The sequence below is a fragment of the Thermomonas brevis genome (assembly GCF_014395425.1).
In the GTDB taxonomy this organism is placed as follows: Bacteria; Pseudomonadota; Gammaproteobacteria; order Xanthomonadales; family Xanthomonadaceae; genus Thermomonas; species Thermomonas brevis.
In genome coordinates this window covers 1,167,607-1,188,269 of sequence record NZ_CP060711.1, presented here as the reverse complement: position 1 = coordinate 1,188,269, position 20,663 = coordinate 1,167,607, and the positions used below count along the sequence as shown (strand labels likewise).

Annotated in this window: 20 protein-coding genes, 1 tRNA gene and 1 pseudogene; 16 read left to right on the top strand and 6 right to left on the bottom strand. The window is 69.9% G+C overall.

Annotated features, from left to right (window positions below):
• Positions 1 to 3: 3 nt before the first annotated feature.
• Complete coding sequence (locus tag H9L17_RS05590) at positions 4 to 1,923, top strand: potassium transporter Kup (RefSeq protein ID WP_187571352.1); 1,920 nt, start codon at positions 4 to 6, stop codon at positions 1,921 to 1,923.
• Between the two features lie 25 nt (positions 1,924 to 1,948).
• On the opposite strand, the gene H9L17_RS05585 is transcribed toward H9L17_RS05590, so the two are convergent.
• Positions 1,949 to 3,772 carry a diguanylate cyclase domain-containing protein gene (locus tag H9L17_RS05585; protein WP_187571351.1) on the bottom strand — a complete coding sequence of 608 codons (1,824 nt, stop codon included), beginning with the start codon at positions 3,770 to 3,772 and terminating at the stop codon, positions 1,949 to 1,951.
• A 112-nt stretch (positions 3,773 to 3,884) separates the two neighbouring features.
• On the opposite strand from H9L17_RS05585, the gene ruvB reads away from it, so the two are divergent.
• The 8 genes from ruvB (at position 3,885) to ybgF (ending at position 10,277) form a co-directional block, all read left to right on the top strand.
• The gene (ruvB, locus tag H9L17_RS05580; RefSeq protein ID WP_187571350.1) at positions 3,885 to 4,919 is read left to right on the top strand and encodes a Holliday junction branch migration DNA helicase RuvB; all 1,035 of its coding nucleotides are present in this window, start codon (positions 3,885 to 3,887) and stop codon (positions 4,917 to 4,919) included.
• Entirely contained in the window at positions 4,912 to 5,328 is a 417-nt protein-coding gene (gene ybgC, locus H9L17_RS05575; RefSeq protein WP_187571349.1) for a tol-pal system-associated acyl-CoA thioesterase, read from the top strand. The genes ruvB and ybgC overlap by 8 nt, the downstream gene beginning before the upstream one ends.
• A complete protein-coding gene (gene tolQ / locus H9L17_RS05570) occupies positions 5,328 to 6,116 on the top strand; it encodes a protein TolQ (protein ID WP_425507399.1) in 789 nt (262 codons plus the stop codon). Before ybgC ends, tolQ begins: the two co-directional genes overlap by 1 nt.
• Before the next feature lie 7 nt (positions 6,117 to 6,123).
• The gene (gene tolR / locus H9L17_RS05565; protein WP_187571348.1) at positions 6,124 to 6,567 is read left to right on the top strand and encodes a protein TolR; all 444 of its coding nucleotides are present in this window, start codon (positions 6,124 to 6,126) and stop codon (positions 6,565 to 6,567) included.
• Positions 6,568 to 6,577: 10 nt separating this feature from the next.
• A complete protein-coding gene (locus H9L17_RS05560; protein ID WP_425507398.1) occupies positions 6,578 to 7,477 on the top strand; it encodes a cell envelope integrity TolA family protein in 900 nt (299 codons plus the stop codon).
• Positions 7,478 to 7,580: 103 nt separating this feature from the next.
• Positions 7,581 to 8,885 carry a Tol-Pal system beta propeller repeat protein TolB gene (tolB, locus tag H9L17_RS05555; RefSeq protein WP_187571347.1) on the top strand — a complete coding sequence of 435 codons (1,305 nt, stop codon included), beginning with the start codon at positions 7,581 to 7,583 and terminating at the stop codon, positions 8,883 to 8,885.
• Between the two features lie 79 nt (positions 8,886 to 8,964).
• Complete coding sequence (pal, locus tag H9L17_RS05550; RefSeq protein WP_425507397.1) at positions 8,965 to 9,504, top strand: peptidoglycan-associated lipoprotein Pal; 540 nt, start codon at positions 8,965 to 8,967, stop codon at positions 9,502 to 9,504.
• A complete protein-coding gene (gene ybgF, locus H9L17_RS05545; protein ID WP_187571345.1) occupies positions 9,504 to 10,277 on the top strand; it encodes a tol-pal system protein YbgF in 774 nt (257 codons plus the stop codon). Before pal ends, ybgF begins: the two co-directional genes overlap by 1 nt.
• Here the strand turns inward: ybgF and H9L17_RS16310 are convergent.
• A complete protein-coding gene (locus H9L17_RS16310) occupies positions 10,205 to 10,357 on the bottom strand; it encodes a hypothetical protein (RefSeq protein ID WP_425507417.1) in 153 nt (50 codons plus the stop codon). The genes ybgF and H9L17_RS16310 overlap by 73 nt on opposite strands.
• Between H9L17_RS16310 and queE the strand changes: the two genes are divergently transcribed.
• The 3 genes from queE to H9L17_RS05530 all read left to right on the top strand — a co-directional run bounded on the left by queE (position 10,287) and on the right by H9L17_RS05530 (position 11,791).
• Positions 10,287 to 10,973 carry a 7-carboxy-7-deazaguanine synthase QueE gene (gene queE / locus H9L17_RS05540; protein WP_187571344.1) on the top strand — a complete coding sequence of 229 codons (687 nt, stop codon included), beginning with the start codon at positions 10,287 to 10,289 and terminating at the stop codon, positions 10,971 to 10,973. The two genes, H9L17_RS16310 and queE, sit on opposite strands and share 71 nt — an antisense overlap.
• Positions 10,970 to 11,677 (top strand): 7-cyano-7-deazaguanine synthase QueC, encoded by a 708-nt coding sequence (gene queC / locus H9L17_RS05535; protein WP_187571343.1) that lies wholly within the window; start codon positions 10,970 to 10,972, stop codon positions 11,675 to 11,677. Before queE ends, queC begins: the two co-directional genes overlap by 4 nt.
• Positions 11,678 to 11,715: 38 nt before the next feature.
• Positions 11,716 to 11,791: transfer RNA gene (locus H9L17_RS05530), tRNA-Lys, on the top strand.
• Between the two features lie 391 nt (positions 11,792 to 12,182).
• Here H9L17_RS05530 and H9L17_RS05525 read toward each other — a convergent pair.
• The 4 genes from H9L17_RS05525 to H9L17_RS05510 form a co-directional block, all read right to left on the bottom strand.
• Entirely contained in the window at positions 12,183 to 13,130 is a 948-nt protein-coding gene (locus tag H9L17_RS05525) for a ribokinase (protein ID WP_187571342.1), read from the bottom strand.
• A 2-nt stretch (positions 13,131 to 13,132) separates the two neighbouring features.
• Positions 13,133 to 14,410, bottom strand: coding sequence for a nucleoside permease (locus H9L17_RS05520; RefSeq protein WP_187571341.1), 1,278 nt, complete (start codon positions 14,408 to 14,410; stop codon positions 13,133 to 13,135).
• Between the two features lie 86 nt (positions 14,411 to 14,496).
• Positions 14,497 to 15,630, bottom strand: coding sequence for a GGDEF domain-containing protein (locus tag H9L17_RS05515; protein ID WP_187571340.1), 1,134 nt, complete (start codon positions 15,628 to 15,630; stop codon positions 14,497 to 14,499).
• 60 nt (positions 15,631 to 15,690) lie between these two features.
• Entirely contained in the window at positions 15,691 to 16,257 is a 567-nt protein-coding gene (locus tag H9L17_RS05510) for a TMEM165/GDT1 family protein (protein ID WP_187571339.1), read from the bottom strand.
• Between the two features lie 247 nt (positions 16,258 to 16,504).
• Between H9L17_RS05510 and hemP the strand changes: the two genes are divergently transcribed.
• From hemP to H9L17_RS05490, 4 genes and pseudogenes are all read left to right on the top strand, one after another.
• Positions 16,505 to 16,750 (top strand): hemin uptake protein HemP, encoded by a 246-nt coding sequence (gene hemP / locus H9L17_RS16305; protein WP_425507416.1) that lies wholly within the window; start codon positions 16,505 to 16,507, stop codon positions 16,748 to 16,750.
• A gap of 92 nt (positions 16,751 to 16,842) precedes the next feature.
• Positions 16,843 to 19,103 (top strand): annotated as a pseudogene (locus tag H9L17_RS05500) (TonB-dependent hemoglobin/transferrin/lactoferrin family receptor).
• Positions 19,104 to 19,109: 6 nt separating this feature from the next.
• Entirely contained in the window at positions 19,110 to 19,709 is a 600-nt protein-coding gene (locus H9L17_RS05495; protein WP_187571337.1) for a Hemin transport protein, read from the top strand.
• The gene (locus H9L17_RS05490) at positions 19,706 to 20,656 is read left to right on the top strand and encodes a DUF6607 family protein (protein WP_246455169.1); all 951 of its coding nucleotides are present in this window, start codon (positions 19,706 to 19,708) and stop codon (positions 20,654 to 20,656) included. The genes H9L17_RS05495 and H9L17_RS05490 overlap by 4 nt, the downstream gene beginning before the upstream one ends.
• Positions 20,657 to 20,663: the final 7 nt, after the last annotated feature.

Here is a 20,663-nt window from a genome sequence, read left to right as displayed (position 1 = left end):
ATCATGGCGAACGCAAACCACAAGCCGGCGGGCCGGCGCAGCCGCGGGCACGGCCAGGTCGGCCTGACCGGGCTGGTCGTCGGCGCGATCGGCGTCGTGTTCGGCGACATCGGCACCAGCCCGCTGTACACGATCAAGGAAGCCTTCATCCCGCACTACGGGCTGGACGCGCGCGATCCCGCGGAAGTGCTCGGCCTGCTGTCGCTGATCTTCTGGGCGCTGATGGTCATGGTGACGCTGAAGTACGTCGCCATCATCATGCGCGCCGACAACGAGGGCGAGGGCGGCATCATGGCGCTGATGACGCTGGCCCAGCGCACCTTGCCCAAGGGCGGGCGCGGCGCGTACGCGGTCGGCATCCTCGGCATCTTCGGCGCCTCGCTGTTCTTCGGCGACAGCGTGATCACGCCGCCGGTGTCGGTGCTGGGCGCGCTGGAAGGCATCGAGGTCGCCGCGCCGCAATTGCACGACTGGATCGTGCCGCTGGCGGTGGTGATCATGCTGGTGCTGTTCTCGACGCAACGCTTCGGCACCGAGAAGGTCGGGCGGGTGTTCGGGCCGATCACGCTGGTGTGGTTCCTGTCGATCGCCGCGCTCGGCGTCCTCAACATCCGCCACAACCCGGAAGTGGTGCAGGCGCTCAACCCGTGGTGGGGCGTGAAGTTCTTCATGGCCCACGGCTGGCACGGCATCTTCATCCTCGGCGCGGTGGTGCTGGCGGTGACCGGCGGCGAGGCGCTGTACGCCGACATGGGCCACTTCGGCGCCAGGCCGATCCGCTACGCCTGGTATTTCCTGGTGCTGCCGGCGCTGATGCTGAACTACCTGGGGCAGGGCGCGTTGGTGCTGGAGAACCCGGACGCGGTCAAGAACCCGTTCTACGTCGGCGTGCCGGACTGGGCGCAGTGGCCGATGATCGCGCTGGCCACGATGGCCGCGATCATCGCCTCGCAGGCGGTCATCACCGGCGCGTTCTCGGTGTCGCGGCAGGCGATGCAGCTGGGCTACATCCCGCGCATGCTGGTGCGGCACACCTCGAAGGACACCATCGGCCAGATCTACGTGCCCGGCATCAACTGGCTGATGATGCTCACCGTGATCGCGCTGGTGCTGGCGTTCCGCAGCTCCACCAACCTGGCCTCGGCCTACGGCGTGTCGGTGTCCGGCACGATGCTGATCGACACCCTGCTGCTGGCCTTGCTGGCCAAGTCCACCTGGACGCGCGCGCGCTGGTGGGTGCTGCCGGTGTGCGCGGTGGTGCTGGTGATCGACCTCGGCTTCCTGGTCGCCAACGGCGCCAAGTTCTTCCACGGCGCGTGGTTCCCGATCGCGCTGGGCCTGCTGGTGTTCACCGTGCTGCGCACCTGGCGCCGCGGCCGCGAGCTGCTCACCGCCGAGGTGCGCAAGGAAGGCATCCAGCTCGACACCTTCCTGCCCGGCCTGATGCTGGCGCCGCCGGTGCGGGTGCCGGGCACGGCGGTGTTCCTGACCGCCAGCCCCGACGTGGTGCCGCATGCGCTGCTGCACAACCTCAAGCACAACAAGGTGCTGCACGAGCGCAACGTGTTCCTGACCGTGGAGACGCTGGGCGTGCCGTACGCGCCGCGCGAGAAGCGGATGAAGATCTCGCCGATCGCCGGCGACGACTTCCACCGGGTGATCATCCGCTACGGCTTCATGGAAACGCCGGACGTGCCGGTGGCGCTGATGCGCAGCTGCGACCAGTGCGACCTGGTGTTCAACCCGATGGACACCACCTACTTCGTCAGCCGCGAGAGCATCGTCGCCAGCCGCCACCGCGGCATGCCGATCTGGCGCGACAAGCTGTTCGCCTTCATGCACCGCAACGCCGCGCCGGCGACCACGTTCTTCCGGATTCCCGGCAACCGGCTGGTCGAGCTGGGCGCGCAGGTGGAGATCTGAGGCGCGCGCGGCGCCGCGTCCGGGTTCAGGACGCGGACGCGCGCTCCGGCCAGGTCGGCGCGACCGCCAGCCGCCAGGTGTTCCGGCCGGCGGCCTTGGCCTGGTAGAGCGCCTCGTCGGCGAGCCGCATCAGCGCCGCCGCGTCCGAATGCCCCGGCCCGCTCATGCCGATGCCGATGCTGGCGCTGATGCGCAGCGGGATGCCCTCGAACCGGATCGGCTCGCGCATCGCCGCGACCAGCTTGTCCGCGACGAACTGCGGGCTCTGCGGGGTGGCGATGTCCTCCACCAGCACCGCGAACTCGTCGCCGCCCAGCCGCACCGCCAGGTCCACCGAGCGGATGCAGCCGCCCAGGCGCAGCGCGAATTCGCGCAGCGCGTGGTCGCCGGCGGCGTGTCCGTGGGTGTCGTTGATCGCCTTGAAATGGTCCACGTCGATGTACAGCAGCCCGACGCGGGTGCGGTTGCGCCAGCCGCGCGCCAGCGCCAGCGCTAGGCGCTCGTCGAACAGCAGCCGGTTCGCCAGGCCGGTGAGCGGATCGCGCCGGGCCTGCTGCTCCAGCGCCTGCTCGGCCTCGATGCGCGAGGTCACGTCGCGGCCGGAATACACCAGCGCCGGCTGGCCCTTGCCGTCGCGCGCGCTGCGCACGTTGGCCGCCAGCCAGATGTAGTGCCCCTGCTTGTGCCGGCAGCGGTACACGATGCTCGCCATGCCGCCGCTTTCGTACAGCGGCGACATCGTGTTCTGCAGGATCGCCACGTCCTCCGGATGGATCAGCTCCCAGCGCGCGCGTTCGTATTCCTCGCGCGTCCAGCCCAGCAGTTCGGTCACGGAGGGCGAGATGTAGTCGAGGCTGCGTTCCGGTCCGATGCGGATGATCAGGTCGCGGGAATAGTCGGCCAGCATCCGGTACTGCTGCTCGCTGCGCGCCATCCGATGCGTCAGCACGCGGCGTTCGGTCAGCACCGAGGCGACCGGGAACGCGACCCAGCAACAGCACAGCAGGAACAGCTGCAGCATGCGCGAGCGCGCCACGTCGTCGTCGGCGCCGGCGCCCAGCACGAGCGGGCCGTGGCCCGCCGCCGTGGCCATCGCCGCGATCAGCGCGATCAGCGCCATCGCCGGCACGAAGCCGCTGAAGCGGTGCCGCAGCACGCAGAGCAGCAGCGGCGGCAGCAGCAGGAACGAGACCGGCAGGGCCGACTGGGCGAAGATCAGCCAGGTGCTGGCCGCCACCAGCGCCACCGTCGCCGCCAGCTCCAGCCGCCGCGCCGGCGGGCCCAGCATGCGGCGGCCTTCGACCCGCGCGATCACCGTCAGCGTCCCGAAGATCACCATGCCCAGCGCGTGCGAGGCCAGCCAGGTCTCGAACAGCACGCCGAAGCCGTGCTGCTGCGGCATCAACGCCTGCCGCGCGGTGGCGGCGGCCAGCGCGGAGAGCGTGCAGGCGAGCAGGGTGGCGACGCCGCCGACGCGCAGCGTGCGGTTGATGCTCGCCAGCTGGCCGACATCGCCCACCCGCGACGTGACCAGCCGCGCCGCGAACCACGCGTCGAAGAGGTTGCACAGGCTGAGCGCCAGGGTCAGCAGGCCCGCGCCGTTGCGCTGCAGGTTCGACGCCAGGAACGCCAGCAGCGCGCAGACGAGGTAGGCGGGCCAGTGGCCGCGCGGCGAGGTCAGCAGGACGCCGAACAGGATGCCGCTGGGAATCCACAGCATCGAAAAGCCCGACGGCCCCAGCGCCATGTGGATGGACCACCACCCGCAGGCGGCGACGGCCAGGGTGAACAGGGCAAGTCGCGGCAGCCTCTCGGCGAGCGGTGCGGGCGTTTTCACGGCCTGCATCATGCCGGCAGCTTAGTCGCCGCGTCGGGGGAGGACAACGGCATGGCGCCTGCCTGCGGGCATGCCGGCCGGGCCGCATCGCGACGGCCGCGGCAAAAGCCGCGATAATCGGGGCATGACCGACCCCCGCATCATCGCCCCCGGCGCCACCCGCGAAGACGAGGCGCTGGAGGCCAGCATCCGCCCGAAGCGGCTGGACGAGTACCTCGGCCAGCAGCCGGTGCGCGAGCAGATGCAGATCTACATCGAGGCGGCGAAAGGCCGCGGCGAGGCGCTCGACCACGTGCTGATCTTCGGCCCGCCCGGGCTCGGCAAGACCACGCTGTCGCACGTCATCGCCAACGAGCTTGGCGTCAATCTGCGCGTCACCTCCGGCCCGGTGATCGAGAAGGCCGGCGACCTCGCCGCGCTGCTGACCAACCTGCAGCCGCACGACGTGCTGTTCGTCGACGAGATCCATCGCCTGTCGCCGGTGGTCGAGGAAATCCTCTACCCGGCGATGGAGGACTGCCAGATCGACATCATGATCGGCGAGGGCCCGGCCGCGCGCTCGATCAAGCTCGACCTGCCGCCGTTCACCTTGATCGGCGCGACGACGCGCGCCGGCCTGCTGACCGCGCCGCTGCGCGACCGCTTCGGCATCGTGCAGCGGCTGGAGTTCTATTCGCCGGAGGAACTGACCCGGATCGTGCGCCGCTCCGCGCAGATCCTCGGCATCGCCTGCGACGCCGAGGGCGCGGGCGAGCTGGCGCGGCGCTCGCGCGGCACTCCGCGCATCGCCAACCGCCTGCTGCGGCGCGTGCGCGATTATGCGCAGGTGAAGGGCAATGGCAGCATCGACGCCGACGCCGCGCGTGCGGCGATGGACATGCTGAAAGTCGATCCCGAAGGCTTCGACGAACTCGACCGGCGCATGCTCGGCATCATCATCGACGCCTTCGACGGCGGCCCGGTCGGCGTGGAATCGCTGGCGGCGGCATTGAGCGAGGAGCGCGGCACGCTGGAAGACGTGATCGAGCCCTACCTGATCCAGCAGGGCTTCCTGGTGCGCACCGCGCGCGGGCGCATGGCGACGCCGAAGGCGTACCGCCACCTCGGCTTCAAGCCGAAGGCGGCGACGCCCGGACTGTTCGAGGCCGACAATGGCTGAAGCGTTCGTCTGGCCGGTCCGCGTCTACTGGGAAGACACCGACGCCGGGGGCGTCGTGTACCACGCGCAGTACCTCGCCTTCATGGAGCGCGCGCGCAGCGAATGGCTGCGCGGCATCGGCCTGCACCAAGACGCGATGCGCCAGCGCGACGACCTGGTGTTCGTGGTGCGGGCGATGGACGTGGACTTCCGCGCCCCGGCCCGGCTGGACGATCAGCTTTCGGTCAGCGTGCGCCTGCTGGAATGCCGGGGTGCCAGCCTCGTGCTGGCGCAGCGGATCGAACGCGATGGCGCATTGCTGGTCGAAGCGAAAGTGAAGATCGCCGCGCTGCGCGCATCGAGCTTCCGTCCGCGTCCGCTGCCGGATTCCCTGCTGTCGCAACTCAAGCCCCTGTTGGAGACCCCTTGATGCCCGTTTCGACCATGCTGCAATCGCTGCCGCAGGCGCTGCCCGACACCGCCGCCGCCGGCACCGTGGAACTGGCCGACGCCGGCGCGAAGGCCGCCGCCGTGCACGGCGACCAGGGCATCAACATCCTGCAGCTGGTGCTGCACGCCAGCCTGCCGGTGCAGCTGGTGATGGCGCTGCTGCTGCTGGCCTCGCTGGCCTCGTGGGTGATCATCCTGCGCAAGAAGCGGGTGCTGGACCGCGCCGAGCGCGAGGCCGACCGCTTCGAGGAAAGCTTCTGGTCCGGCACCGAGCTGACCAAGCTCTACGCGTCCGCCACCGAGCGTCACCGCAACGTGGAAGGGCTGGAGGCGATCTTCGAGGCCGGCATGCGCGAGTTCAACCGCATCCGCCAGCGCCGCGGCGTCGATGCGCGCATGCAGCTGGAAGGCGCGCAGCGCGGCATGCGCGCCGCGTCCTCGCGCGAGCTCGACGGGCTGGAGCGCAACCTGGAGTTCCTCGCCAACGTCGGCTCGATCAGCCCCTACGTCGGCCTGTTCGGCACCGTCTGGGGCATCATGATTTCGTTCCAGGGCCTGGCGAGCATGAAGGAAGCGACCATCGCCACCGTTGCGCCGGGCATCTCCGAGGCGCTGGTCGCCACCGCGATGGGCCTGTTCGCGGCGATCCCGGCGGTGTGGGCGTACAACCGCTTCGCCACCCGCGCCGAGCGCATGGCGGTGCGCTACGACACCTTCAGCGAGGAGTTCTCCTCGATCCTGCAGCGCCAGACCCACGGCGACGACTGAGGCGCGCATGGCACTCGCAACCGCAAGCCGCCGGCACCGCAAGCGCAAGCTCAAGGCCGAGATCAACGTCGTTCCCTACATCGACGTGATGCTGGTGCTGCTGATCATTTTCATGGTGACCGCGCCGCTGCTCAACGTCGGCGTGGACGTGAACCTGCCGCAGGCCGACGCCAAGTCGCTGGAGCAAAAGAAGAAGCAGCCGGTGGTGGTGCAGGTCGGCAAGGACGGCGCGCTGGCGCTGACCTACGAAGGCGTGGATCGCCCGCAGGCGGTGGATGCGGAGCAGCTGGTCGCCAAGGTGCGCGCGTTCGTCGAAGCCGATCCGGAGCTGGCGGTGTACGTGGCCGGCGACCGCGACGTCAGCTACCAGTCCGTGTACGAGGTGCTGTCGCTGCTGCAGCGCGACGCCAAGGTGTCGCGCGCCGGGCTGATGGGCGAACCGAAGAAGTGATGGGCCGCGGGTGAAGCAGACGCGCACCGATACGTGGGTGGCCTTGCTGCAGGCGCTGGCCCTGCACGTGCTGCTGTTCGCGCTGATGTTCGCCGGGTTGTTCTGGTCGCAGCGCAACATCGTCGAAGCCGCGCAGGGCGATCCGATCGAGGCCGACCTGGTGGCGGTGTCGGACCTCAGCGCGTCGATGCAGCGCGCGCTGCGGCGCGAGCCCAGGGAACAGCCCGCGCCGCCGCCCGAACCGGCGAAGCCGGAACCGCTTCCCGAGCCGGTGCCTGACGAAGTGCCGCCCCCGCCGCAGCCGAAGGAACTGCCGCCGCCGGTGCCCGAGCCCGCGCCGGTCGAGCAGGAGAAGGTGCAGCGCGACGCGCCGTTGCCGCAGGTCGCCAAGGTGCCGCGCGAGCAGGAGCAGAAGCGCAAACAGCCCGATCAGACTGAGCTGGATGCCAAGAAGCAGGCCGAGCTGGAACGCCAGAAGCAGCAGCAGATCGCCGAACTTCGCAAACTGCGCGAACAGGCCGCGCGCGAACGCACGATGGCCGAGCAGAAGGCGCAGCAACTGGCGGATGCGCGCACGCCCGGCACGTCCACCGCGCCGCCGCCGCCCGGCAACCACGGCACCGATCCGGGCCTGCAGGCCAAGTACGCCGCCGCCCTCCAGCAGGCGATCCTGCGCCAGTGGGTGCGCCCGGAAACGGTGCCGCTGGGCCAGCGCTGCCGCATCTCGATCCGCCAGCTGCCCGGCGGCGAAGTGGTGGACGTGACCATCTCGCCGTCCTGTCCCTACGACACGCTCGGCAAGCAGTCGGTGGAGCGCGCGGTGCTGAAGGCCTCGCCGCTGCCCTACGCGGGGTTCGAGACGGTGTTCAACCGCAACCTCGACCTCAACTTCGTGCCGGAAGACCGCTGATCCTCGCGCGTTCGGCGCCGTTCCTCGCCAGTCCGCTGGCGTTCATCCTGCCGCCATCGGTATCGTCCACCCTGTTCATCTTGATCCCGTTCAGAGAGGCCGCATGAAGCGCATCGTCCGCCGCCTGCTCGTCCCGCTGCTGTTGCTGCCCGCCTGCGCGGCGCTGGCGCAGTCGCGGGGCAGTCTCGAAATCGACATCGTCGGCGGCAACGCCGCGGCCCTGCCGATCGCGGTGGTGCCGTTCGGCGGCAGCTGCGGCGACACCGACGTGGACGGCGTGGTGCGCGCCGACCTGACCCGCTCCGGCCAGTTCCGCAGCCCCGATCCGGCCGGCCTGCCCGAGCGCCCGACCCAGGGCAGCGAGGTCGCCTATCCGACCTGGCGCATGCTCAAGCAGGACTACCTGCTGATCGGCCGCTGCGTGGCCGGCGGCGACGGCTACCGCACCGAGTACGAACTGTTCGACGTCGCCAAGCAGGAGCGCCTGCTCGGCTTCGCCCTGACCGCGCCGGCCGGCGCGATGCGCGACGTGGCGCACCAGATCGCCGACGCGGTGTACGAGAAGATCCTCGGCGTGCCCGGCGCGTTCTGGACCCGCATCGCCTACGTCACTTCCAGCGGCTTGGGCCGCGGCACCCGCTACGCGCTGGTGGTGGCCGATTCCGACGGCTACAACCCGCGCACCGTGGTCAATTCCACCGAGCCGCTGCTGTCGCCGTCGTGGAGCCCGGACGGGCGCAAGCTGGCCTACGTCAGCTTCGAGGGCGGCAACTCCGGCATCTGGATCCAGGACATCGCCAGCGGCGGGCGCGAGAAGCTCACCAGCTTCCGCGGCATCAACGGCGCGCCCAGCTTCTCCCCGGACGGCGGCCGGCTGGCGCTGACCCTGTCCAAGGGCGGCAATCCGGACATCTACGTGATGGATCTGGGCAGCAAGCACCTGACCCAGCTCACCAACCACTTCGGCATCGACACCGAGCCGACCTGGAGCCACGACGGCGCCAGCATCTACTTCACCTCTGATCGCGGCGGCCGGCCGCAGATCTACCAGATGCCGGCCAGCGGCGGCAGCGCCAGCCGGGTCAGCTTCGACGGCAGCTACAACGCCAGCCCGTCGCTGTCGTTCGACGGCAAGAAGCTGGCGACCGCGCAGGGTGCCGGCAACACCTACCGCATCGCGCTGATGGACCGCAGCACCGGCGGCGCGCGCTGGAGCATGCTCTCGCCGGGCTCGCTGGACGAGTCGCCGAGCTTCGCGCCGAACGGGGCGATGCTGCTGTACGCCGCGCGCGAAGGCCGCCGCGGCGTGCTGTACGCCGTTTCCGCCGACGGCCGTGTGCGCCAGCGGCTGGTGCTGGCCGAAGGCGACGTGCGCGAGCCGGCGTGGTCGCCGTACCGCAAGCGCTGATCACAATTCGCTCACGCCGGAACCGGCTAGACTGACCGGCGCGAACTTCCCGCTGTATCGACCCTTCGACGAGGATTCCATGATGACCGTCTCGCTCCCACGCGCCGCCCAATTCCTGACCATCGCCGTGCTGGCCTCCGCCGTGGCGGTGGGCTGCTCCAAGAAGGTGAAGGAAACCCCGCCGGCCGAAACCCCGGTCGACAACAGCGGCGCCACCACCGCGCCGGTCACCAGCACCACGCCGGGCGCCTACACCCCCGCCGATCTCGACAGCGACGCCTGCCTGCGCCAGCGCGTGGTGTACTTCGATCTCGACCAGGACGCGCTGAAGCCGGAGTTCCAGGCCGCGATGTCCTGCCACGCCAAGTACCTGCGCGACCGCCCGAGCGCGCGCCTGCGCCTGGAAGGCAACGCCGACGAGCGCGGCAGCCGCGAATACAACATGGGCTTGGGCGAGCGCCGCGGCAACGCCGTGTCGTCCGCGCTGCAGGCCAACGGCGGCGGCGCCAGCCAGCTGACCGTGATCAGCTACGGCGAGGAGCGCCCGGTCTGCAACGAGTCCGGCGAAGACTGCTGGTCCAAGAACCGCCGCGTCGAACTGGTCTACACCGACAAGTGATGCGCCTGCGCATCTCCCTGCTGGCGGCGGCGATGCTGATGGCATCGCCGCTGGCCATGGCCCAGCGCGCCAGCCTGGCCGACCGCGTGGCCGCGCTCGAAGCGCGGCCCGTCGGCGACCAGAACGGCACCGAGCTGGTCAACCAGATCGGCCAGCTGCGCGCGGAAGTGCAGGAGCTGCGCGGCCAGCTCGAACAGCTGCAGCAGCAGCTCGAGCAGGCGAAGCAGAGCCAGCGCGCGCAGTATCTGGATCTGAGCGGCCGGCTGGACCGGCTGGAAGGCGGCGGCACCGCGGCGCCTGCGCAGGCCGTCGCGCCGGCCACGCCGGACGTGACGCTGCCCGCAGCCCCGTCGTCGTCCGCGCCGTCCTCGGCGATGGCGGGCAAGGACGAGCAGGGCGCCTACGGCTACGCCTTCGAGGCGCTCAAGAGCGGCGACTACGCGGAATCCGCGCGCCGTCTGCGCGACTTCCTCGCCGCCTTCCCCGGCGGCCAGCTCGCGCCCAACGCGCTGTATTGGCTGGGCGAGAGCTACTACGTCACCCAGAACTACGCGCTCGCCGGCGAGCAGTTCCGCGCCCTGCTGGACCGCTATCCGGGCAACGACAAGGCCCCGGGCGCGCTGCTCAAGCTGGGCCTGGCCCAGTACGGCCAGCGCCAGACCGATGCCGCCGCGGAGACGCTGCGGCAGGTGGTCCAGCGTTATCCGGGCACCGACGTCGCCCGCATCGCCGACGACCGGCTGCGCTCGATGCAGATGGCGGCCACCCGGTAAAATGCCCGCATGAACGACGTCGCCGATGCGGCCGCCGCATCGGCGGCCCGCCAGACCGAGCGCCTCAAGCTCACCGAAATCTTCTTCTCGCTGCAGGGCGAAGCCCGCGACGCGGGCTGGCCCACCGTGTTCGTGCGCCTGACAGGCTGCCCGCTGCGCTGCACCTATTGCGACACCACCTATTCCTTCTACGGCGGGCAGTGGTGGGAGATCGACGCGATCCTCACCGAAGTCGCCCGCCATGGCGCGCGCCACGTCTGCGTGACCGGCGGCGAGCCGCTGGCGCAGAAGCGTTGCCTGCAATTGCTGGAAAAGCTGTGCGACGCCGGCTACGCGGTGTCGCTGGAAACCTCCGGCGCGCTCGACATCGCCGGCGTCGACCCGCGCGTCTCGCGCGTGCTGGACGTCAAGACGCCCGGCTCCGGCGAGGAAGCGCGCAACCTCTGGAGCAACCTGCCGCTGCTGACCGCGCACGACCAGGTCAAGTTCGTGATCTGCTCGCGCGAGGACTTCGACTGGGCCAAGCAAATACTGGCGCAGCATCGCCTGCACGAGGTCTGCGACGTGCTGTTCTCGCCCAGCGCCGGCCAGGTGGAGGCGCGCGCGCTGGCGGACTGGATCATCGAAGAAAAACTGCCGGTGCGCTTCCAGATGCAATTGCACAAGATCCTGTGGGGCGAGGAGCCGGGACGATGACCGATACACGCAAACCCGCCGTCGTCCTCGTGTCGGGCGGCATGGATTCCGCCGTCGTGCTCGCCATCGCGCGCGAGCAGGGCTTCGCCGCGCATGCGCTGAGCGTGCGCTACGGCCAGCGCCACACCTCCGAGCTGGACGCGGCCGCGCGGGTGGCGACGGCGCTGGGCGCGGTCGCGCACAAGACCGTGCACGTCGACTTGCGCAGCATCGGCGGTTCGGCGCTGACCGACGACATTGACGTGCCGACCGACACCGACGGCCACGTCATCGGCGAAGGCATCCCGTCCACCTACGTGCCGGCGCGCAACACCATCATGCTGTCGGTGGCGCTGGGCTGGGCCGAGGTGCTGGGCAGCACCGACCTGTTCTGCGGCGTCAACGCGGTGGACTACTCGGGCTATCCCGACTGCCGCCCTGAGTTCATCGCCGGCTTCGAGGCGTTGGCGAACCTCGCCACCAAGGCCGGCGTGGAAGGCAGCCGCTTCCGCGCGCACGCACCACTGATGCGGATGTCCAAGGCCGACATCGCCCGCGAGGGCATGCGCCTGGGCGTGGACTTCGCCCAGACCGTGAGCTGCTACCAGGCCGACGCCGACGGCCGCGCCTGCGGCCGTTGCGACGCTTGTCGTTTGCGAGCGCAGGGCTTCGCCGAAGCCGGCGTGGCCGATCCGACGCGCTACGTCGACGCCCGCATCGGTTAGAATGCGCGCCCCGGCGCAATGCCGGGTGTTTCAGCAACGGGTTGGTAGCTCAGTCGGTAGAGCATCGGACTTTTAATCCGCTGGTCCTGGGTTCGATTCCCAGCCAACCCACCATTTCTTGCGAAGCAGTCGGTTTCCGAATCGGACTCAACCCGCTGGTCCTGGGTTCGATTCCCAGCCAACCCACCATTTCTTGCGAAGCAGCCGGTCTCCGAATCGGGCTCAACCCGCTGGCCCTGGGTTCGATTCCCAGCCCACACGCTATTTCTTGCGAAGCAGTCGGTTTCCGAATCGGACTCAACCCGCTGGCCCTGGGTTCGATTCCCAGCCCACACGCTATTTCTTGCGAAGCAGTCGGTCTCCGAATCGGACTCAACCCGCTGGAACTGGGTTCGATTGCCAGCCAAACACCATTTTCGCGAAGCAACCGGTCTCCGAATCGGACGCGATTCGTTGATGCCGATCGACAACGCCGGCCGCCTCTTCCGAAGCGGCCGGATCGTGGCTATTCGACCACCAGATGCGGCATCGCCAGCGCCGCGCCGGCTTGTTCGGTCGAGCGTGCGGCGAAGCGGCCGGCGAAGCGGACGTGCTCGATGAAGGCGCGCTCCGGACGCTGCGCGAGCGAGGCGGCAAGAGCGCCGTTGAAGGCGTCGCCGGCGCCGGTGGTGTCGATGGCCTGCGCGGGCTCGGCCGCGACGCGGTAGAAAGTGGCGGTGTCGCCTCTCGGCTCGGCGTCGGCATGCGAGACGAAGCAGCCGCTGGCGCCGAGGGTGACGACCACGCTGCCGTGCGGAAGCAGTTCGCGGCAGAGCGCGTGCAGGCGCTGCTGGTCGAGATTGCCCACCGCATCGGCGTCGATGCGCTCGCCGACGTGGCGCAGCAGCAACGCGGCGAATTCGGTTTCGTTCGGGGTCAGCACGTCGGCGCGGACCAGCATGGTCTCGTCGATGGCGACGTTGGCGGGCGCGGGGTTGAGCAGCACGGTCGCGCCGGCCGCGCGGCCGGCGTCCAGCGCGCGCGCCACAGCGTCCAGTGGCGATTCCAGCTGCGCCAGCACCACGTCGCCGGCGGCGACGCCGGCCAGCGCATGCGCGACGAACTCGGCGTCGAGCGCGGCGTTCGCGCCGGGCCCGATCACGATGCAGTTGCGGCCCTGCGCATCGACGTAGATGCCGGCGGTGCCGGTGGGCGCGTCGGCGGTGGCGGCGTGCAGGTCGATGCCGTCGGCATCGCACAGCGCGCGCGCCAGCTGCGCGCCGGCATCAAGGCCCAGCGCGCAGACGAAGCGCGTGTCCGCGCCGGCGCGGCGCGCGGCCACGGCCTGGTTGAAGCCCTTGCCGCCGGGGCCGGTGGCGTAGCTGCCGCTCAGGGTCGCGCCCGGCGACGGCAGCGTGGCTACCCGCCAGACGTGGTCGACGTTGAACGAGCCGGCGACGAAGACGCGCGGCATGCTCAGGGATTGCCCACGTCGGCGGCGCCGTGCGCGGGCACGGCCTTGTGCGGGTCGTGGCGGTGGCGGAACAGCGGCACGAAGGCCACCGCCATCGCCAGCGAGTACAGCGCGAAGGTGGTCCAGATGCCGTGCCAGTCCTTGGCGCCGGCGGCGTCGGTGAACCAGCGGTCGATCATCCAGCCGCTGATCGCGCTGCCCAGCACCGCGCCGATGCCGTTGGTCATCAGCATGAACAGGCCCTGCGCGCTGGCGCGGATGCGCGGGTCGGCCTGCTGTTCGACGAACAGCGAGCCGGAGATGTTGAAGAAGTCGAACGCCATGCCGTACACGATGCAGGACAGCACGATCATCCACAGGCCGGAGCCGGGGTTGCCGTAGGCGAACAGGCCGAAGCGCAGGAACCAGGCCAGCATGCTGATGGTCATCACCGTCTTGATCCCGAAGCGCTTCAGGAAGAACGGGATGGTCAGGATGAACAGCGTTTCGCTGATCTGCGAGATCGACATGATGATGGCGGGGTACTTCACCGCCAGCGTGTCCTTGTAGGCGTCGACGCCGGCGAAGTCGTGCAGGAAGGTGTCGCCGTAGGCGTTGGTGAGCTGCAGCGCCGCGCCCAGCAGCATCGCGAACACGAAGAACACCGCCATGTTGCGGTCGCGGAACAGGCGGAACGAGGACAGCCCCAGCACGTCCACCAGCGAGCGCGCCTGCGCCTTGCCCAGGGTCGGCGGGCAGGGCGGCAGGGTGAAGGCGTACAGGCCCAGCGCCAGCGAGGCGATGGAGGCGATGTAGAACTGGCCGGGCGAGGTCTCCAGCTTCAGCAGGCTGGTCGTCCACAGCGCGGCGATGAAGCCCACCGTGCCCCAGACGCGGATCGGCGGATAGTCGCGCACGACGTCCAGGCCGTCGCGCTTGATCGCGTTGTAGGCTACCGCGATCGCCAGCGAGATGGTCGGCATGTAGCAGATCATCGTCGCCAGCATCACCCAGAACATGGTGTGCGGGTCGTTCACCGTCGGCACGAAGAACAGCATGACCGCGCCGGCCAGGTGCAGCAGGCCGTAGAGCTTCTCGGCGTTGATCCACTTGTCGGCCACCACGCCCATCAGCGCCGGCATGAACAGCGCGCTGATGCCCATGGTCGAGAAGATCGCGCCGAAGCTGGTGCCCGACCACTGCTTGTGCTGGAACCAGTAGGCGCCGATGGTGATCAGCCACGCCCCCCAGATGAAGAACTGGAGGAAGTTCATGATGGTCAGGCGCAGCTTCAGGCTCACGTAGGCTCCCATGCGAGGCGGCACGGCGCGCCTGCTCGGCGCAGGTTAGTCATGGCCGGCACCGCGGGCAAGCGGAACCGCGCGGTTCAGCGCGCCACCACGCGGTTGCGGCCTTCCAGCTTGGCCTGCGACAGGCGCAGGTCGGCGCGCCGCATCAGCTGCGACAGGTCGGCGCCGTCCTGCGGCCAGCTGGCCAACCCGGCGCTGAAGGTGAGCCGCAGCGGCGAGGCGTCCTGGCCGGGCACGAACGGCCGGGTGGCGAGATCGCGGCGCATCGTTTCCAGCCGCTCCCAGGCGCGCCCGGCCGGCAGCGGCATCAGCAGTGCGAATTCCTCGCCGCCCAGCCGCACCAGCAGGTCGCCGCCTTCCAGGCTCTCGCGCAGCACGCCGACGGCGTGGCGCAGCGCATGGTCGCCAATTGCGGGACCGGCTTCGTCGTTGATGCGGCGGAAGTAGTCGAGGTTGACCAAGCCGAGTGTCAGCGAACCGCCGTTCTCGCGCGCGCCGTCGAGCACGCCGGGAAAGTGGTGCACCAGCAGGGTGCGGTTGGGCAGCCCGGTCAGGCCATCGGTGCCGGACAGCTCCACCAGCCGCTGCATGCGGTAGACCACGGTGGCGGTGATCGCGGTCATCACCCCGATCAGCAGCAGTCGCTGCAGCACGGTCGACACCCGCGCGGTGCCGTAGTCCGCCGACGCCAGCTGCTCCGGCGCGCGCGCGAGCGCGAACACCACCGCCGCCAGCGCCGCGTACTGCAGGATCGCCAATGCGCCGGTGTAGAGCGTGAGCCGGCCGTCGTTGCGCAGCGCGGTCATGCAGATCGCGATCAGATAGAACGCCCACACCACCATGCTGTTGAGGCTGGCGGCCAGCGAGCCGGGTGCCAGCAGCGCCAGCACGAAGGTGGTCAGCGAGACGTCGTAGCTGGTGGTCAGCCACGGCAGCCAGCGGAAGCGGCGCTGCTGGTGGGCCAGCACCAGCAGCGCCTGCGAGGCCGCCACCGCCAGGATCACCCCGAACATCCCGGCGATGCCTTCCGACGGCGTGTATTCGCCGGTCGCGATGTTGACCAGCGGCAGCAGCAGCAATGCCAGCGACAGGCCGGCGCGCAGCTTCGCCACCAGCAGTTCGCCGCCGACGCCGATCTCCAGCATCAGCGCGTCCGGCGGCGCGCGCAGCCGCTGCCAGAACTCACGCAGTCCGAGTCCGATGATGTTCACGCCTTCCCCCGTTCCAGGTGCAGGATAGGCCGACGCCGGGAACGGCTCAATGGCGGGCGGTCAGGCGCCGATTCCGGCCAGCGCCGCCCACAGCCCCAGCGCCAGGAACACGCAGGCGGCGGCGATGCGCGCGGCCTTCAGCGGCAGCTTCGCCGCGAAGCGGCTGCCCAGCGCGACCACCGGCACGTTCGCCAGCAGCATGCCGACGGTGGTGCCGGCGACCACCTGCCACAGCGGCGAATATTTCGCGGCCAGCAGGATCGTCGCCACCTGCGTCTTGTCGCCGATCTCGGCGATGAAGAAGGCGATGGTGGTGGCGATGAAGGCGCCGTGCGCGGGCAGTTTCTCGTCCTCGTCGAGCTTGTCCGGCTTCAGCGTCCACAGCGCGATGGCGATGAAGCTGATCGCCACGATCCAGCGCAGCACGTCGGGCGTCAGCCAGTGCGCCACCAGCGTGCCGACCCAGCCGGCCAGCGCGTGGTTGAGCAGGGTGGCGACCAGGATGCCGGCCACGATCGGCCACGGGCGGCGGAAGCGCGCGGCCAGCAGCAGGGCGAGCAGTTGCGTCTTGTCGCCGATCTCGGCCAGCGCCACGGTGCCGGCGGAAACGAGCAGTGCGTCGAACATGGGGAACTCCGGGCCGGGCGCATTCGCGAAGGACGCGAAGGCAAACGCCGCGTCGCCCGGCCGGGTGCGCGTCGTCTGCCTTCGGTCTTGCCCGCGCCGCCTCGGAATCGAAGCGCCGCTGCGCGCCATGGCCTGCCGGCCAAGTGTGTTGACGCGCGGGCCGCGGCATCGCGCCGCGGCGGGCTACTCCCCGGAGGAAGAGGGCGCGTATTCAAGCACGCGGCGATCGCTTGACTAGATAATGAGAATCATTATCATCAATTGCGCCACCACCTTTCGAGTCCCGACCATGTCCGCGACCACGATCTTCGAGCCGTCCTTCCGCCTTGCCCCGCGCGCCATCGCCAAGCCCGCGGCGCCGTTGCACGGCCAGCCGACGCAGCTGGAAAGCCGGCAGCTGCTGCAAGGGCGATGCGAGGTGCTGATCCGCCACGGCGACGAGGTCTACCGCCTGCGCCACACCCGCAACGACAAGCTGATCCTCACCAAGTAAACCGCTCCGCCGGCGCGTGTCGCGCCGGTTTTCCCGCCAGCCAGCGCATGCGAGCGCGAGCCAGCAGACGACCCCGACCCTTTGGAAGTCCCATGCGTTCGCACCCGCTGTCTCTCGCGCTGCTCGCCGCGCTCTCCGTTTCCGCCGTTCCGCTCCACGCCCAGACCCGATCCGGCCCCGCCGCCGTGTCCGCCGATGCCGATGCCGACGTCAAGGTGTTCGACCGCGTGGTCGTCACCGCCACCCGCACCGAGCGCGCGCTGGTCGACGTGCCGAACACGGTGGACGAGATCGACCGCAAGCGCATGGACGAGCTGCTGGTCGGCGACCTGAAGGACCTGTTCCGCTACGAGCCGGGCATCAGCGTCGGCACCAGCTTCGGCCGCTTCGGCATCGGCGACATCCGCATCCGCGGCCTCGGCGGCAACCGCGTGCGCATCCAGACCGACGGCATCGCGGTGCCGGACGCGTTCTCCATCGGCAGCTTCTCCAACGCCAACCGCAATTTCGTCGACCTCGACACGCTCAAGCGGGTCGAAGTCGTGCGCGGCCCGACCAGTTCGCTGTACGGCTCGGACGCGCTGGGCGGCACCGTGTCGTTCGTGACGAAGGATCCTTCGGACTACCTGAAGGCGGGCAGGGATGCCTACTTCGGTTTCAAGCTCGGCTTCGACGGCGAGTGGAGCGGGCTGTCGGCCGGCGCCACTGCGGCGTTCGGCGGCGAGCGCTGGTCCGGCCTGCTGGCGGTGAGCCACCGGCAGGGGCAGGAGACGCGCAACCAGGGCGAGAACGACGGCACGGGTTCCGCGCGCACCAAGCCCAATCCGCAGGATCGCGACGGCCGCAGCGTGCTCGGCAAGCTGGTGTTCGCGCCCAGCGCCGCCCAGCGCTTCACCTTGGCCGTGGAAGGCAACGAGGACAACGCCGACACCGACATGCTCACTTCGCAGGGCGTGCAGGCGCTGACCGGCGCGAACAACACGCGGGTGGCCGCGCGCGACGAGCAACGCCGCACGCGCGTTTCGCTGGGCCATCAGATCCAGTTGGACGGCGGCTTCGCCGACGCCATCGACTGGCAGATATACACGCAAAAAAGCACCACCACCCAGTACACCGTCGAGGAGCGCACGCAGCTGCCGCCGCCGACGTTGCAGGACGTCCGCGAGCGCTGGTTCCATTTCGACCAGCGCGTGGAAGGCGTGCAGGCCAACTTCCGCAAGACGCTGGATAGCGGCGCGGTGAGCCACGATCTGGCCTGGGGCCTGGACGTGGCCCGCACCAGGACCGAGCAGCGCCGCGACGGCCTGCGCAGCTACCCGCTGACCGGCGCGAGCACGCCGAACATGCCGCCCGACAATTTCCCGGTGCGCGACTTCCCGCTCAGCACCACCACCAACGCGGCCGCGTATTTCCAGGACGAGATCGCGCTGGTCGGCGGCGCGCTGCGGCTGGTGCCGGCGGTGCGGGTGGACCGCTACGAACTGAAGCCGCACATGGACGCGATCTTCGCCGGCGACAATCCCGGCGTGACTCTCAGCGGCCTGACCAAGACCAGCGTGTCGCCCAAGCTCGGCGCGGTCTGGCATTTCAACGAGGACTGGTCGCTGTTCGGCGGCTACGCGCGCGGCTTCCGCTCGCCGCCGTATGCCGACGTCAACATCGGCTTCACCAACGTGCAGTTCGGTTACACCGCCATCGCCAACCCCGATCTGAAGCCGGAAACCAGCAACGGCGTCGAGCTGGGCCTGCGCTATTCCGGCCCGGCGGCCTACGCCAGCCTGAGCGGCTACGACAACCGCTACCGCGACTTCATCGAATCGTTCGTGTTCACCGGCTTCAACCAGCAGGGGTTGATGGTCTACCAGTCGCAGAACGTGGCCGACGCGCGCATCCACGGCGTCGAGCTGAAGGCCGGGCTGGAGCTGGGCGCGCTGGCGGATGCGCTGGCGGGCTGGTCGCTGCGCGGCGCGGCGTCGTGGTCGCGCGGCGAGGACCGCAGCGCCGACGAGCCGCTGGAATCGGTCGATCCACGCACCGCCACGCTGGGCCTGGCCTACGACGCCGAAGCCTGGGCGTGGAGCTGGCCGGCCGTTTCGCCGGCCGCCGCGACCGCATGCCGACGCCTCCGCCGGGCGCCACGTATTTCGCCTCGCCCGGCTACGGCGTGCTCGATCTGTTCGCGCACTGGCAGCTGGGCCCGCAGATGAAGTTCAACGTGGGCATCGCCAACCTCGGCGACCGCAAGTACTGGGCGGCGGGCGACGTGCCGCTGGCCGGTTCGACCAGCGCCGTGCTGGATCGCTACACCGCGCCCGGCCGCACGATCTCCGCCTCCGTGCAGGTGGAGTGGTAGCGCGCCATGCCGTCCGTCGCGCCGCCCGGCCTGCCGCGTCTGCCGCATCCGCAGCAACTGGCGGCGCTGGGCGCCGTGTTGTGCCTGTATCGCAGCGGCGCCGGCAGCGAACTGGAAGGCTGGTCGCAGGCGGCGCGGGTGGCCTGCGAGCGCGCGCTGGACAACGACGGCCTGCGCGAGAGCCTGCAGTTCTTCGACGGCGAAGGCCGCTGCTGCTGGCGCCTGCATCTGCTGCCGGACACCGACTTCCTGGCCTGGGAACAGGCGGTGGCCGGCCTGCCGGAAAGCCGCACGACGGAGCCGGAGCTGGGCATCGGCGAACGCCTGTGGCGGCGCGTGGCGCGGCGGCTAAGCGGGCCGGGCTGGCGTGCCAGCGTGCTGCGCCTGCACGCCGTGTCGGGCGGACCGGGCTTCGCCGACCTGCCGCTGCTGGCGGCCAGCTTGCCGAGGCTGTCGGCCTGCGGCCTGGACGTGGCGGGCCGGATCGTCCGCCGCGAAGGCATCGCCGGCGACGCGCTGTTCGACAATCCCCGTGGCCGCGATGCGGCATCCACCATGAAAACCCCCGAAGATATCCACTTGTTCGACACGAGGATGTGCGCATGACCGTCAAGCCGTTCGTTTCCCTGCTGCTGGCGCTGTGCGCCTGCGGGCCCGCCTTCGCGGGCGATCCGCCGGACGCGGACCGCAAGGCGATCCTGGCGATGCAGGGCGGGTACGAAGTCGATTTCGCCTTCGACGAAACCACCCTGCTCAAGCCCGGCTACGAGCGCGCCGCCGCCGAGCGCGCGGCCGGCGACGAAGCGGTGATCGTGGTCGAGGACACGCCGGCGAAGATCGTGCTGCAGCACGTGCTGGTCGATCCCAAGAGCGGCCACGTCACCAAGCACTGGCGGCAGGACTGGACGTTCGAGGCGGCCAAGCGCTTCGAGTTCGACGGCGGCCGCACCTGGGCGGTGCGCGGCATCCCGGCCGACCTTACCCGCGGCGCGTGGACGCAGTGCGTCTTCGAGGTCGACGACGCGCCGCGCTACTGCGGCACCGGCAAGTGGACGCACGAGCGCGGCGTCTCCACCTGGACCAGCGACACCACCTGGCGCCCGCTGCCGCGCCGCGAATACACCCGCCGCAGCGACTACAACGCGCTGGAGGTGATCAACCGCCACACCATCGTCGCCGGCGGCTGGACCCACGAGCAGCTCAACACCAAGGTGCTGCGCAAGGCCGACGGCAGCCGCGAGGACATCGTCCGCGAGTTCGGCTTCAACGACTACCGCAAGGTCGAGGACACCGACTTCAAGCCCGCCTACGCGTACTGGGACGCCACCAAGGACTACTGGGCGAAGGTGCGCGCGCGCTGGTCGGCGCTGCTGGACGTGTCGCCGGGCCTGCACCTGAAGACCAAGATCGACGGCATGCAGCTGATCATGGCGCTGTTCACCCAGGCCGACGACGTGCAGCAGGACAAGGCGGTGGCCGACGCCGACATCGACAAGGCGTTCGCGGATTGGGTCGAGCCGGCGGCGGTGACCGGTGCGGCGGCCAACCGCTGACGGCGCC